A 14,878-nucleotide genomic window follows, 5' to 3' on the forward strand; every position below is an offset into this window, starting at 1 on the left:
ACCAACTTCAAAAAGCCTGAATAGACAGCTTTTAACCAACAAATAAGGGACTTTTATGCCAGTAGGAAACATAGCACCACCAGACATTATTCATGCCATTAAAGGCGTTGAAGTAGGCATCACAGCTGCTGGCGTGCGCTATAAAGACCGTGATGATTTGGTTGTGTTTCGTTTGAGCGAGACGGCCACTGTTGCTTGTGTTACCACTACCAATAAGTGCTGCGCAGCCCCTGTGTTAGTCGTTCGTGAGCATTTACAGCAGCTTGCTGGTACGGATAAATCAGCAAGATATTTACTGATTAATACCGGGAATGCAAACGCGGCTACTGGAGATGATGGCTATCGCCGCGCACTGCAAACTTGTGAAGCCTTGGCTAAAAAAGTAGAAGTAGACGTCAATCAGGTAATGCCTTTTTCTACGGGTGTCATTGGTGAGGTGATTAATAGTGAAGCCATTATCAATGGTCTGGATAACTGCTTGGCTAATTTATCTGAGGACAACTGGTTGTCAGCCGCCAATGCGATTAGAACCACAGATACCATTCCTAAGGTTGCCAGTACCAGTGTTGCCGTAGATGACAATACAAATTATAAAGTCACTGGTATCTCAAAAGGGGCGGGCATGATTCGTCCCAATATGGCGACAATGTTAGGCTATGTGGCGACAGATGCGCCTATTGCTCAGCCGCTACTACAAAAGATGCTTTTAGAGTTAACCAATCAGTCTTTCAACCGCATTACCATTGACGGGGATACCTCAACCAACGACTGCTGTGTTTTGGTAGCCACAGGTGATGAGCAGGCAAACTTAATTGACTCTAAGCAGCATCCACACTATGAAGCCTTGTATCAAGCTTTAAAAGAAGTCTTTATCCGCTTAGCCACTTTAATTGTTAGAGATGGGGAAGGGGCAACTAAGTTCATCACAGTTAAAGTTACAGGTGGTCAGACCGTTGAGGACTGCTGTGATGTGGCCTACGCTGTGGCTCACTCTCCTTTGGTTAAGACCGCTTTCTTTGCCAGCGATCCAAACTGGGGTCGTATTGTTGCAGCGGTAGGCTACTCAGGAGCACAAAATCTTGATGCCAACCAAGTGAGCGTAACACTAGATGATGTGGCCATTTGTACTCGAGGCCAGTTAGACCCAAGCTATACCGAGGAACAAGGCCAGGAGGTTATGAGCCGTCCTGAAATTATCATTAATATCGATTTAGGTATGGGCGAGGCAACAGATACGGTTTACACATGTGACCTGTCACATGAGTATGTCAGCATTAATGCCGACTATCGCAGCTAAGCCCTGCATATTTCGTAATTTATATAATGTTTAGTTTTTAAAGGCAGTTTCATCGTTATCGATGACTGCCTTTTTTGCATTAAAGTACTCGGCAAATAAGTCAGCCAAATAACGAGCTAGGATATCTGGGATATCATGCCCCAGACCGGGTATTAGCTTAAAATCAGAGTGTGGAATAGTTTTTGCTAAGCTATGACCATGGGCAGGAGGCAGTAATCGGTCTTTTGAGCCATGCACTATCAATGTAGGTTGTTTAATTTTCTCATCTATAGCTACTAAGGAGCCTGTTGCCAACAGGGCCAATAATTGCCGACTTACGCCTTTGGGGTAAAAGCGACGATTGTAGAGTAGTTTGGTTTTTTTTAATGCTCGCTTTTCATCAAAAAAGTCAGGCGAGGCAATCACTCGCTGTAAGTTTAGGTTGTTTTCAATAACTTCAGTGGCATCTTTAGTTTGTGCAACAGGCTTAGTTAAAGCTCTAAGGGCATCAAGCTTGGGCGGCGGTAAAAAAGGTTTGTTATTGCTGGTGGCCAATAAGCCAAGCTTTTCAATTCTATTTGGATACTCAGCGGCTAAAATTTGAGCAATCATACCGCCCATGGACATCCCAATCACATAACACTTCTCAATTTGTAAGGCATTTAACAGTTGATGCACATCTTCTGTCATATCATAGAGGGTATAAGGGATACTTTCTTCTTCAATACGAATGGGTAAACCAAGCTTAAATCGTGATAATAAAGCCAGCTTTTTAGAGACCGATTTATATTCTTTGGTGAGTTTGTTTTTGTGCTTAAGCTTACTGGACTTGCCTATGTCTCGATTGTCAAAACGAATAACTTGATACCCCGAGCTAATAAGGTGTTGGCAAAATAGATTTGACCATACCAAAGACTGAGCGCCAAGCCCCATAATTAACAAGATAATAGGATCGCCCTCATGACCACCACGCTCTAAATAGAACTTATATTTTGGGGTTCTGATTTTGTAGGCTTGCATAAAATGCGCATACTTTGAGGGTTTGCTTTTAATCTTGTACTGATAATCTGGAGTTGTTTGGGGCATAAAAGAACCTAGTCTTCTTAATTGATTACTCAATGAGAGGCTATCATTACAGAAGACTAGAGTATTTGAATGTCAGTTTGATGACAGTTAGCTGACTTGCAACATGTGCTTTTTCAGCTCAGAGACGATAAAGGGCTGGAAGTATTCAGGTAAGTCGTGTGACATGCCTTTGATAAGCTTAAAGGTTGCATTGGGAATATCTTTGGCGACTGCTTTGCCATGTGAAGGTGGTAATAATCCATCATGGCTGCCATGCATCACCAAGGTCGGTGCTTTGATCTCTTTACTATAAGGCTGTACTGAGCCGGTCATCAAAATGGCTTTGAGCTGTTGCACGGTACCAACGGGATAAAAACAGCGCTGATATCTTAATTTAGCAACCTCAGCCACAGCGTCCTCATCGATATGACCTCGTGAGCCCACAGTTTTGATAAACCATTTGCCATGCTCCACGATATCTTCTTCTTCGTGACTATTGGGACGCTTGATTAAGGTATAAAGCTGCTTTGGGCGAGGCGGTGCTAATAAAGGTTTATTATGAGTGGAGAAGACCAAGGCCAAACGGCCTACCAAATGAGGGTGTTTGGCGGCTAAAATCTGGGCAATAATCCCTCCCATTGAGGCGCCTAGGACGTGGACTTGACGAAACCCTAAAGCTTGAATTAAGCCGGCGGTATCCTCTGCCATATCATCTAGTCGATAAGGGACTGGGAATTTTGAATTATCTAACCCTAGCTGCAGCCTCATCATTGCGGCAATGGTGTTGACCCTAGGTAGGTCTGAGCGTGAAATTTTAGTAGATAAACCAATATCACGATTATCGAAGCGAATGACAAAGAAGCCGGCATCAATTAGGCGTTTAACGAAGCTTTCAGGCCAAAAAATAAGCTGTGAGCCTAAGCCCATAATCAGCAATAAGGGCGGGTTTTTAGGATTGCCACCCACTTCAACACAAAGCTCAATGTCTTCAGAGACCGGAATGATGGCCTGCTGCATCAAATCTGAAATAGGAGACGGATACCAATCATACTTATTGAAGACATTGTTTTGCATTGTAAGTTAAATCCTTTTTGTTGCCTTGAGCCGTAATTACTAAAGTAAACTAAATTTCTAGCATTTCAAAATCTAATTTACCCACCCCACATTCAGGGCAAGTCCAATCATCAGGAATATCTTCCCACTTGGTGCCAGGTGCAATGCCTTCCTCTGGGCAACCTAATTCTTCATCATATACCCAGCCACAAATTATGCATTCCCATTTTTTCATTATACAGCTCTCTATATACCACAAGGTTAAGGTTTAAATTTGGGCATTGATTATAGCAAACAAGCTTGATAACAGGTATTCGATTTTAAGGGTGTATCAGTAAGACTCAAACAAGCTGATATGCTAAAATAAGCGTTTTGTTAAAATAGTAGCTCTGCTTATTTATTTTAGACCCCGACCCTAACTGATGGAAAACTTATGAGTGACAATCCTCAAAGCCTCTCAAACTCACAAGAGACAAGCGCGGTGCCAGTGAACAATGAAACCTTACAAAACCGTAGACAGCATGACTTGTGGAAAGCCATTCGCACGGTTCCCGACTTTCCAAAGCCTGGTATTGATTTTTACGACATCACTCCTTTACTACTAGATCATGTTGATGAAGTTATTGATGGTATGTTGGCGGCTTTACCAGAAGGCTTATTAGAGCAGATCGACTGTTTTGTGGCCGTTGAAGCCCGAGGATTTGTGTTTGCAAGTTTGTTGTCAGGAAGATTAGGCAAAGGCATGGTATTGCTGCGTAAGCCAGGTAAGCTACCACCTCCTGTGGCCAATAAGTCTTATGCTTTAGAGTACGGCAGCGATACCTTAGAGATCCAAGGAGGTATGGCCCCTCGTAAAGTGCTATTGGTCGATGATATCTTGGCCACTGGTGGGACATTAACTACCGCTTATCATTTATGTCAAGAAGCGGGTCACGATGTGGCAGGCGTGTTGGTACTATTAGATTTAGTAGATTTACACAAGCCTTTCCCAGTACCAGTTTATACCGTATTAGAAGGCTAATATTTTGGCAGCTAATAAAAAAACTCTACGCTAGCGTAGAGTTTTTTTTGGTTTAAATACAGTCAGTTTAAAAACTGTCAGCTTAAATACAGCTGCTTTAAGCAAAAATGGCTTATTTGCTTAACTGTTTTAACGCTTTTGCCAACTCATCACGGGCATTGATAAAGCCATCAATACCTTTAGGCAATAAATGCTGAGTGATGCTGTCTTTTTCGTATTCAGCACTAAACTCTGCTTCCGACAAGCTTACTTTAGGCATAGTCTCGCTGGCCATATCTGCTGAAAGCACTTGCTCAACATTAGTGTCTAAAGCTGCTAGCTCATCTAACAGATCTGGTGAAATAGTCAGTAGGTCACATCCTGCTAACGCTAGAATTTGATCCACACTTCTGAAGCTTGCGCCCATGACTTGAGTCTTATAGCCATGCTGCTTGTAATACTGATAAGTGCGTTTAACTGACTGAACGCCCATATCTTCACTTACTGGAATACTCTGACGGTTTTGCTCACGTTTTTGCCAATCAAGGATACGGCCGACGAAAGGTGAGATTAAGGTAACGCCCGCTTCGGCACAAGCCACAGCTTGGTGTTGGCCAAAAATCAGAGTTAGGTTACAGTGAATGCCTTCTTTTTCAAGTTGTTCAGCAGCTTTAATGCCTTGCCAAGTGGCGGCAATTTTAATCAAGATGCGATCTTTGTCTACGCCAGCACGCTCATAAGCTGCCATGAACTCATGAGCTTTAGCGATAGTAGCCTCAGTATCATAAGACAATCTAGCATCGACTTCAGTAGATACACGGCCATCGATTAGCTTTAAAATGTCACAGCCCACTTGTACCGTTAAATCATCGATAACCTTATCAATCATGTCATCGCCGTAGTTAGAAAAACGGTTTAACGTATCAGATAACATGGCCTGCTTATCAGGGTGGGTGAGTGCTTTGGTGATTAGACTGGGGTTGGTTGTGGCATCAACCGGCTTTAAGCGAGCAATAGCACTTAAGTCTCCGGTGTCAGCAACAATAGTAGTCATGGTTTGCAATTGTGATAAGGCACTCATCATCTATTCCTAATTTATTTCTATGGGATTAAAAAATATTAAGGGTATCCTCACAGCTTTATGTGCTAAGTTAATATAGTAAACAAATACAGTAACTTAATATAAAGCTGTGGACCCTCTAGCGTTAATTTTGCCAGAGTATTAAACTAGCTAAATACCATTAAAAAATACACTTACCTATCCACAAATCTGCTGAAAATGGGAGGGAAGTGTATTTACAACTTAAACGACGCTATCTTAACAGGGCGTAAGTTTGTTATAGTTACTTTATTATGACTTGTAACGTATCCAACTATCATAACATGACCCATAGGCTTTTTTATGACTTCGTCAACAAATAACGATAATAACGCTGAGAACAATACAAAAAAGACAGGTGCTGAACAATTTTCAGCCCCTGAAAATGTATTGGTTGAACTACGCCAAAAAATTGACCAAGTGGATGGTGAAATTTTACAGCTCATTAGTAATCGTGCCAAGCTTGCTCAAGATGTGGCAATTTTCAAAAAAGAACACGCAGATGAGGTGGATTCAAACCCTATCTTCTATCGTCCAGAGCGTGAAGCACAAGTATTAAAAAATATCATGAAGCGTAACCAAGCTTCAGACAGTCCTATTAGTGACGAGAAGATGGCGCGATTATTCCGCGAAATCATGTCTGTGTGTCTAGATTTAGAAGCTCCGCAAAAGATTGCCTTCTTAGGCCCTGTCGGAACCTTTACTCATGCTGCGGCACTAAAGCACTTTGGTAAAGCGTCAACTACTGTACCTCTAACTACCATTACTGACGTTTTCCGTGAAGTTGAAGCAGGGTCTGCCATGTATGGTGTGGTACCAGTAGAAAACTCTTCAGAAGGGGTGGTCAACCATACGCTAGATGGCTTCTTAACTTCATCACTAAAAATCATCGGTGAAGTTGAACTGCCCATCCATCACAACTTCTTAGTGGCAGAACACACTAAAGTCGATAGCTTAAGCCGTATTTACTCGCATCAGCAGTCATTGGCTCAGTGTCGCCATTGGTTGGATGTCAACTATCCTAATGTCGAGCGAGTTCAAGTTTCAAGTAATGGTGAAGCGGCGCGCAGGTTAAAAAATGAGTGGCATTCAGCAGCGATTGCAGGTGATGTGGCTGTAGCAGAGTATGATCTACATAAGCTGCATGAGAACATTGAAGACAACCCAGGCAACACCACTCGCTTCTTAATCATTGGCCGTGAAGATATCGCTCCGTCAGGTCAGGATAAAACGTCTATCTTAGTTTCAGCTCATAACAAGGCAGGGGCCTTAATTGAAATCTTGAAGCCGTTGTCTAAGCATGGGGTATCTATGACCAGTATTGAGACCCGCCCTGAGCGCCCTAACAAGTGGTCATACGTCTTCTTCATCGATATGGAAGGTCATATTGAAGATGAAAATGTTCGAGCCGCTATTGAGGAGATTCGTCCTTTAGTGCGCGATGTTAGACTTTTAGGCTCTTACCCTCAAGCCGTTATTTAGATGTAAATTGCTTTTAATCCGCCAGTAGCAGTTACCCATTGGCTATTTGTCTTTAAATTAGGTAATACCATGACTGAAAAAACATTTTTAACCCCAGCTTACGATAGCATCTTAAAACTACAAGCTTATCAAACCGGTAAATCTGTTGAGGATTTAAAGCGGGAATATGAGGTTAATGATGTCCTAAAGCTTGGTAGTAACGAGAACCCATTAGGATCGTCTCCTTATGTGACGTTGGCGATTACTAAGCAGCTGGATCAACTGGCCCGCTATCCTGATAGTAATGCGGTAGATTTAAAGCAAGCTGTGGCAGATTTTAATGATGTGCATAGCAGCCAAGTCACTTTGGGTAATGGCTCTAACGACCTATTAGACATTATTGCCCGCACCTTTGTTAGCCATAAAGATGCCATAGTGTATAGCGAGTACTCTTTTATCGTGTACCCTATGCTGGCCAAAATGATTGGCGCTACAGGTATTGAAGTGCCTGCTAAGCGTTATGGTTATGACTTACAGGCGATGCTTGAGGTCGTACAGCAGAACAATAATGTGCGTATGGTGTTTATTGCTAACCCCAATAACCCAACAGGTACTTTGCTAAGCAAAGAAGACATTCGCGACTTTGTAGAACAAGTGCCTTCACACGTGTTGGTAGTGCTGGATGAGGCGTACATTGAATACTGCCCAGACAGTAACAACCGTGAGTTAATTGACGATTTTGATAATGTCATCTTAGTAAGAACCTTTTCAAAGGCTTATGGGCTGGCAGGTCTACGTGTAGGTTATGCCCTAAGTCACCCTAATGTAGCAGATATGCTAAACCGTATCAGACAGCCGTTTAACGTCAGCTTATTGGGGCAGTCCGCTGCGGTGGCTGCATTAGCCGATCAAGACTTTATTGCCAAAGTTCATAAGATTAATGATGGTCAGATGCGCTGGATTTGTAAGCAGTTTGATGCGCTAGGCCTTGGCTTTGTGAAGTCGTATGCCAACTTTGTCATGGTCAATGTGGGCGACGCTGATACCATCAATCAAGCCTTATTAGAGCAAGGTATTTTAGTGCGTCCGTTGGCAGGATATGGCCTTGATGAGTGGTTACGTATTACGGTAGGAACGCCAGAGGACAATACACGTCTGATAGATACCCTACGTGATACCTTGGAATCTATGTAGAGCTGGCATACTACAGTTTTACTAGAAGCCTTAGCTATTACAATAAAAAGCACAGTCAGGATAAATGTCCTGATAACTCAGATAATAAGAATAGGTTAATAAAAAATGCTGTTTGAACAGGTCTGTATAATAGGTTTGGGCTTAATTGGCGCAAGCTTGGCTCAAGCTATCAGAGACAGACAGCTGGTTGGAAGGTTGGTGGCGGTAGATAGGCATGCTGCCAGTATTGAAACCGCCTTAGCAGACAAGGTCATAGATGCAGGCGGTGACTCATTATTGGATGTGGTGGCAGGCAGTGACTGCATCATTGTCGCGGTCCCAGTTAAAACAGTCGGCGCCATCTTTCAAGACATTGAACAAGCGATGCAGCAAGGCCTAATTGAAGCTGACTGTATTATCAGTGACGTCAGTAGTACCAAGCTCAATGTGGTTGAAGCGGCCAAAGAAGTGTTTCAAGAGCTGCCTTCAGGTTTTGTGCCTGCACACCCCATCGCTGGTGCGGAGCAGTCAGGCTATAATGCTCGCCGTAGTGACTTGTTTGTCAATCACAGTCTAATCATTTGTGAATTAAAGACCACGGACCCTAAAGCCATTGATAAAGTGGCTAAGCTTTGGGAAGGCGTGGGCGCCACAATAATGAAAATGGACGTTGAGCATCACGATGAGGTATTGGCTTATACCAGTCATTTACCCCATTTGCTGGCCTTTAACTTGGTTGAGCAGTTGGCCAGTCATGATGACAATATGGATATTTTTCGCTATGCTGCCGGTGGTTTTCGTGATTTCACCCGAATTGCAGCCAGTGATCCTGTGATGTGGCATGATATTTTTATTGCCAATAAGCCAGCTTTAATCAATGCTTTGGATGAATACAGCAGTTATTTATCAAACTTACGCAGTTTAATCAGTAATGAGGATTCTACTCAATTACTGGGTTTACTGGGCCGGGCCCAATCCGCCAGAAAACACTTTGGTCATATGCTGACCAGCACCCCTTATACTAAAAAACTAACGGACCCTTCTAATACGGACAACTCTATGGCAACCTCAAATCAAGCCTCTAGCGCATACATTATTACTCCAAGTACCACAGTGAATGGCAGCATGACTGTTCCGGGCGATAAATCTATCTCTCACCGCAGCATTATGTTTGGAAGTTTGGCCGAAGGGGTTACCAAGGTCACCGGATTTTTGGAAGGAGAAGATGCACTAGCAACGCTTCAAGCCTTTAGAGATATGGGGGTTACGATTGAGGGTCCAGAAAATGGGCAAGTGACCATTCATGGTGTGGGTATTAATGGCCTAAAACCAAGCAGAACGCCTTTGTACATGGGTAACTCTGGCACTACCATGCGCTTATTATCAGGCATCTTAGCCGCTCAGCCATTTGACAGTGTGTTAACTGGTGATGCCAGCTTATCAAAGCGTCCTATGGAGCGTGTGGCCAAACCATTGCGTGAAATGGGTGCTACGCTGCAAACCACAGGGGAGCGTGGTACTGCTCCGATTAGTATTACTGGCAGCGATAAGCGAGGCAGTAAGCTACAAGGCATTACTTATGATATGCCAGTGGCATCAGCACAAGTTAAATCTTGCTTATTATTGGCAGGCTTATGGGCAGAAGGTAAAACCACAGTGATTCAGCCTGAGATTAGCCGTGACCATACAGAGCGTATGTTAAGTGCCTTTGGCTACAATGTTGAAGTTGAAGACAACAAGATTAGTGTTGTGGGCGGCGGTAAACTAACAGCCTGTGATATTGCAGTGCCAGCCGATATTTCATCAGCTGCCTTCTTTATGGTTGCTGCAGCCATTGCCAAAGACAGTGAGCTTACCATTACCAAAGTGGGCATGAACCCCACACGTACAGGTGTGATCGATATCTTAAAGCTGATGAATGCTGATATCACTATCAGTAATGAGACCTTCGTCGGTGGTGAGCCTGTGGCGGATATTACGATTAAATCGTCACAACTAAAAGGCATTCAAATCCCTGAAGAGCTTGTACCTCTGGCCATTGATGAGTTCCCAGTATTGTTTGTTGCTGCCAGCTGTGCTGAAGGTCAAACCGTATTAACAGGTGCCAAAGAGCTGCGTGTCAAAGAGTCTGATCGTATTGCAGTTATGGCCGATGGTCTGACTCAGTTGGGTGTGGACTGTACTGTAACTGAAGATGGTATTATCATTGAAGGCAAAGGAGGCGATAACTCAGAAGCAGTATTTGGGGGTGCAGAAATTTATTCGCATCATGATCACCGTATTGCCATGAGCTTCTCAGTAGCTAGCTTAAGAGCAAGTGACACCATCAAAATTGAAGGGGTCGAAACGGTCAATACCAGCTTCCCAGGATTTGCTGAGCTGTGTAACAGACTGGGCATGAATATCGCAATTAAATCGGTATAAGCTCACCTTTAAGCTTGTTCAATCAAAATTTGGATAAAAGCTGAGAGGTACTTATCAAAAAGCCATCCTAATAAGGGTGGCTTTGCTGTTTTAAATAAAGATAATACACAGCTGTCCAGTTTCAGACTATATAATAGATAGCTAATAACTATAAAAAACAAATAGACCCACTCACACATCGTAAGCCGTACTCTGGATTGTTTATATGTCTTTATCCACCTCAAACAACAGCACACTGACCAAACCCAAAACCGCAATAGTACAAACCACCAGCAAGGGTATTCTTACGGCTTTGACCGCCTTTACCATCTGGGGAAGTTTTCCTTTTTATTTTAAGCAGTTGGGAGAATACAATGCGGTTGAGATTATTGGACACCGTATTGTCTGGACTTTCGCCTGTCTAACCGTATTTTTAATTGTGACTAAGCGTTGGCAGTGGCTGGGCACTTTAAAGTCTAATCCCCGCTTAATCTGGATTACCTTTTTATCTGGCATTATTATTGCTGTTAACTGGCTTACTTATGTTTGGGCGGTCAATGCCAATCTTATTTTAGAGGCCAGTTTGGGCTACTTTATCAGTCCGCTGATTGGTATCTTATTATCCTTAGTGTTTTTACAAGAAAAACTACGCCCTTTACAGTGGATTGCGGTGGCTTTTGCCTTAGCTTCGGTGTTGATTCAAGTGGTCATGCTCGGCAGTCTGCCTTGGGTGTCTTTGGTCCTAGCTTGCTCTTTTAGCGTATATGGGGTGATGCAAAGACGCACTCCGCTACAAGCCGTAGACGCTATGTTTATAGAGACCGCCTTGTTGGTGCCTATCTGTATCTGGTGGTTTATGAGCTCTGATGTGGCCAGCTCCTCTTTGTCATTTTGGCTAAGTAATAAAATTTGGTTTTTAATGCTAGCCGGCCCGATTACTTTGATACCCTTGCTGCTATTTAATAAATCAACCAAAATGGTGGCCTTTAGTATTTTAAGCTTCATGAACTATTTGACGCCAACTATCATTTTCTTATTGGCAGTCTTTTATTATCATGAGCCTTTTGATAGCCAAAGATTAATGATTTTTAGTCTGATTTGGTTCGGTTTATTTTTATTTAGTATTGATTTGTGGCAAAACAGACCTTCTAAAATGCTAAAAAATAACTCGGTTGAAAACCAGTAAATCTAATAAAGACCCTTATACCAACGAAGCTAAGCACTGATTTAAAAGACGAGAAGACAGTTATGAGTAAAACAATTAAAAATACAGATTTTGTGAAAATTAAAGGATTGAAAGTTGATGCGGTAATAGGGGTATTTGACTGGGAACGAAAAATTAAGCAGCCTCTGCTTATTGATGTGTCTATGGCCACAGATATTACTAAAGCGGGCAAAAGTGATGACATCCAAGACGCCATTAATTACAAAGAGGTGTGCGATGACATCACTGAGCTGTGTCAACAGACCAAAGCCATGTTGATTGAGCGACTGGCTGAACTAATTGCTGAGCATATTTTAAGCAAATATAACACCACTCAAGTGGAGGTTAGTGTCGCAAAACCCACCGCAATTCCGGAAGCTGATGCCGTTGCGGTGCAAATTGTACGCACCTCTACGGCAAGCTAAGTCTGCCTCATAGCTAGTTTGAGCATAAAGGTATTGAATCTCAAAAAAACCGTGAGGGGTTAACTATTAATGTGCAGTCATAAACTATCAGAAGAAGGCGCTATGGATGCGGCTAATATAAATAGCCTAAGCATTTCAAAACAGTTAAATAACTTAAGCAATCTAAACTTAAGTGATTTAAACTCAGATATATCAGATGACATTAAGCAGCAAATCATTGCAGAGGTTCAGCCTTTATTACAAATTTCTGAGATGACCCCTGTGGGTTATATTGTTGAGTTAGGCAGCAATCAAGAAGCAAGCTATCATTTGCAGCAAGCTAGGACGGTACTTGAAGCAAAGGCGAGTAAAGCGTATTGGTCTACAGAGTTTATCAATCCAGATTATACTGCCACGGCTGACAATCCTAAGCCTGACTATACCAACCAGTGCGGTTATCTGGATTTGAGAGTCTCTAAGCAGCCAACCTTAAGTCTAGGGGAGCTGGTAAAAGCCAGCAAGGTGATTGAAAAGCAGATTCAGCAAGATTTTTATGAAGCAGAGAAGATTAATCAGCTTGAGGTTGATGAGTTATTGCAATCTATCGCTGAGCCTAAAAATCGAGTGGTTATTATAGATATTGATATCTTAGCGATTGTGACCGATTCAGGAAAGATAATCGCTGTAGAGGAGCGCTACCCATTCAAACATCATGAATGGGTAGGCTTAACAGAATTGTATAAAAAGCAGTGGTTGTCTTAAGCTCTAATAGTTCTAGTTCAACTCTAAGAAATTTAGCGAATACACTATTAATTGTTAATCATATCAATCTCATCTACTGAGATTTTTTCACAGTCTTTAGGCTTAAAGGTTGGATCTAACTGACAAAGTGCTTTTTGTAACTCGTTAATACGGGCTTCAGACTGCTGAATGTGACTCAGCACCTTGCTAAAGGCTTCAGCGACTGGGTCTTCAGAATCTGGGTTCAGGCCGTAAGCACTAAAGTCGACTCTTTCAGACAAACGCTTACTGCTAGGATCTTGGTCATAGTTTTTAGAGCTGTCTGGACAATCAGGCTTACTGTCTGATGAGCCAGCTGTTTGGACAGGGGTAGACTCTGATTCGATTTCAGATGGGGCGTTAATCATTCTGGCTGCACTTCCTACCATAGTAGCTTCGGCAGGCACTTCTTTTACCACAACCGCATTAGACCCAATTTTGGCATTTTTACCTACAGTGAAGGGGCCTAGTACTTTGGCGCCAGCGCCGACGATAACCCCGTCTTCTAGCGTAGGGTGACGCTTGCCTTGACCCAGTGAAACCCCGCCTAAGGTCACGCCGTGATATAAGGTCACATCATCACCAATCTTGGCCGTTTCGCCAATCACAACGCCCATACCGTGGTCAATAAAAAATCGTCTGCCAATTTGAGCTGCCGGATGAATTTCAATGCCGGTAAGCATGCGAGAACCATAAGAGATAGCTCGGGCTGAGAATTTACAGTCCTTATTCCAAAGGTAATGAGCACCGCGATGCAGCATTAAGGCGTGGATGCCTGGATAGGTCAGTAAAACCTCAGTGCTGTTTCTGGCTGCTGGGTCACGTTCGAATACAGCTGCAATATCCTCTTGTAATGAGGCCTTGGCTTTTTTTAGGGCTTTAATTAGTCTCATATGATTGTCTTATTTTATTATCAGTGGGGTTAAAGATATGGGTCGCTATTAAGTTACAACTTTCGTTTAATCTTAGCAATAATAGAGCTTACAATCTCAAACTCTTTTTGATCCAACTGCACTCTAGACAGTAAACGTGACAGTCGGCTCGGTAGCTCTCTTAGTTTATCAGTTTCTGTGGTTTCTACTAACTCTAAACGCTGCATTAGCTCAATAATTCGCGTTTGAAGTTGGTTTTTTTGCTGTTGGTTTATCGCTGGCGTGTCCCAGCTTTGTCTTTGTTTAATTTCAATTTGAGGGTTGTTATCAGTCGGATCAGCTGTTTCAACTGCTGAGCTTAAGCTTGGGTTAGCCAGACTCCATGGATTTACAGCATTTAAGTCGTGTGTTAAAAAACGGCTATAAAAAAAGCTAGCGATCACTTGTATCGCTGATGCCACATTTAGCACAGGATAATCTGGATTGGCGTCTATTTGAATGTGATAGTCTGCCATGGCCAACTCTTGATTGGTAAGACCTCGGTCTTCACGGCCAAAGAGGACAGCAACCTTGGTCTCATCCATTGGTCTAGATAGAATGATGTCGGCAGCTTCATTAGGTGTAACCACAGGGCGCGGTATATGTCTTTGGCGACTGCTTGCTGCAAATACTAAATGACAATCTGCTAAAGCGTCTTCTAAAGTCTCTACCACCGTACAGCTATCTAATACCGACTTTGCCCCTGCGGCATGAGCCGCACTGTCCTCATCAATCGGATGTTTAGGATTAACTACAACCAAGTCCGTTAGCCCCATGGTTAGCATGGCACGGGCCGCTGAGCCGATATTGGCAGGCAGGGTAGTGTTTACCATGACTATTTTGATATTTTTTAGGCGCTGGTTTAATAAAGCATTAGGCTCTAAAGCTTCGGTATTGGTGGAGCTATGTTTTGCAGAAGAAGGCGCAGTCATTATTTGTCTTATTTAAAGAGTTGGATTTAAAACGTTGAAACTCATCGCAAGTGATCAGTTAGTTTAAAGAAAAGTTGGGTGAAAAGCTATTTGATTACACCCAATCAAGGCCGAATC

The 14,878-nt window shown here is 42.7% G+C and carries 14 protein-coding genes; 8 read left to right on the forward strand and 6 right to left on the reverse strand.

All coding sequences use genetic code 11. The features are described from left to right. Positions 1-55 precede the first annotated feature (55 nt). A complete protein-coding gene (gene argJ / locus A1232T_RS06435) occupies positions 56-1,297 on the forward strand; it encodes a bifunctional glutamate N-acetyltransferase/amino-acid acetyltransferase ArgJ (protein ID WP_077448640.1) in 1,242 nt (413 codons plus the stop codon). A 30-nt stretch (positions 1,298-1,327) separates the two neighbouring features. On the opposite strand, the gene A1232T_RS06440 is transcribed toward argJ, so the two are convergent. From A1232T_RS06440 to A1232T_RS06450, 3 genes are all read right to left on the reverse strand, one after another. Further along, on the reverse strand, positions 1,328-2,362 hold the full coding sequence (locus A1232T_RS06440) for an alpha/beta fold hydrolase (RefSeq protein ID WP_077448641.1): 1,035 nt from the start codon (positions 2,360-2,362) through the stop codon (positions 1,328-1,330). 87 nt (positions 2,363-2,449) lie between these two features. Next, positions 2,450-3,415, reverse strand: a complete 966-nt coding sequence (locus tag A1232T_RS06445; protein WP_077448642.1) for an alpha/beta fold hydrolase — start codon at positions 3,413-3,415, stop codon at positions 2,450-2,452. Positions 3,416-3,464: 49 nt separating this feature from the next. Next, complete coding sequence (locus A1232T_RS06450) at positions 3,465-3,629, reverse strand: rubredoxin (RefSeq protein ID WP_077448643.1); 165 nt, start codon at positions 3,627-3,629, stop codon at positions 3,465-3,467. Positions 3,630-3,827: 198 nt separating this feature from the next. Here A1232T_RS06450 and A1232T_RS06455 point away from each other — a divergent pair, with 198 nt between their 5' ends. Continuing rightward, positions 3,828-4,415 carry an adenine phosphoribosyltransferase gene (locus tag A1232T_RS06455; protein WP_077448644.1) on the forward strand — a complete coding sequence of 196 codons (588 nt, stop codon included), beginning with the start codon at positions 3,828-3,830 and terminating at the stop codon, positions 4,413-4,415. 112 nt (positions 4,416-4,527) lie between these two features. Here A1232T_RS06455 and A1232T_RS06460 read toward each other — a convergent pair whose 3' ends face one another. Continuing rightward, positions 4,528-5,475: a transaldolase gene (locus tag A1232T_RS06460; RefSeq protein ID WP_077448645.1), complete on the reverse strand. Its 948-nt coding sequence runs from the start codon at positions 5,473-5,475 to the stop codon at positions 4,528-4,530. 321 nt (positions 5,476-5,796) lie between these two features. Here A1232T_RS06460 and pheA point away from each other — a divergent pair, with 321 nt between their 5' ends. From pheA to A1232T_RS06490, 6 genes are all read left to right on the forward strand, one after another. Then, complete coding sequence (gene pheA / locus A1232T_RS06465; protein ID WP_244152401.1) at positions 5,797-6,975, forward strand: prephenate dehydratase; 1,179 nt, start codon at positions 5,797-5,799, stop codon at positions 6,973-6,975. 69 nt (positions 6,976-7,044) lie between these two features. Beyond that, positions 7,045-8,148, forward strand: coding sequence for a histidinol-phosphate transaminase (gene hisC / locus A1232T_RS06470; protein WP_077448646.1), 1,104 nt, complete (start codon positions 7,045-7,047; stop codon positions 8,146-8,148). Positions 8,149-8,253: 105 nt separating this feature from the next. Then, positions 8,254-10,551 carry a bifunctional prephenate dehydrogenase/3-phosphoshikimate 1-carboxyvinyltransferase gene (locus A1232T_RS06475; protein WP_077448647.1) on the forward strand — a complete coding sequence of 766 codons (2,298 nt, stop codon included), beginning with the start codon at positions 8,254-8,256 and terminating at the stop codon, positions 10,549-10,551. A 205-nt stretch (positions 10,552-10,756) separates the two neighbouring features. Then, a complete protein-coding gene (gene rarD / locus A1232T_RS06480) occupies positions 10,757-11,716 on the forward strand; it encodes an EamA family transporter RarD (RefSeq protein WP_077448648.1) in 960 nt (319 codons plus the stop codon). Positions 11,717-11,778: 62 nt separating this feature from the next. After that, positions 11,779-12,159, forward strand: a complete 381-nt coding sequence (folB, locus tag A1232T_RS06485; RefSeq protein ID WP_077448649.1) for a dihydroneopterin aldolase — start codon at positions 11,779-11,781, stop codon at positions 12,157-12,159. A 69-nt stretch (positions 12,160-12,228) separates the two neighbouring features. Continuing rightward, positions 12,229-12,900 (forward strand): hypothetical protein, encoded by a 672-nt coding sequence (locus tag A1232T_RS06490; protein ID WP_077448650.1) that lies wholly within the window; start codon positions 12,229-12,231, stop codon positions 12,898-12,900. Positions 12,901-12,947: 47 nt separating this feature from the next. On the opposite strand, the gene cysE is transcribed toward A1232T_RS06490, so the two are convergent. After that, complete coding sequence (cysE, locus tag A1232T_RS06495; protein WP_077448651.1) at positions 12,948-13,811, reverse strand: serine O-acetyltransferase; 864 nt, start codon at positions 13,809-13,811, stop codon at positions 12,948-12,950. A gap of 53 nt (positions 13,812-13,864) precedes the next feature. Then, entirely contained in the window at positions 13,865-14,761 is an 897-nt protein-coding gene (locus A1232T_RS06500; RefSeq protein ID WP_077448652.1) for an RNA methyltransferase, read from the reverse strand. Between the last annotated feature and the right edge of the window lie 117 nt (positions 14,762-14,878).

This window comes from Psychrobacter pasteurii (assembly GCF_900162815.1).
Taxonomy (GTDB): domain Bacteria; phylum Pseudomonadota; class Gammaproteobacteria; order Pseudomonadales; family Moraxellaceae; genus Psychrobacter; species Psychrobacter pasteurii.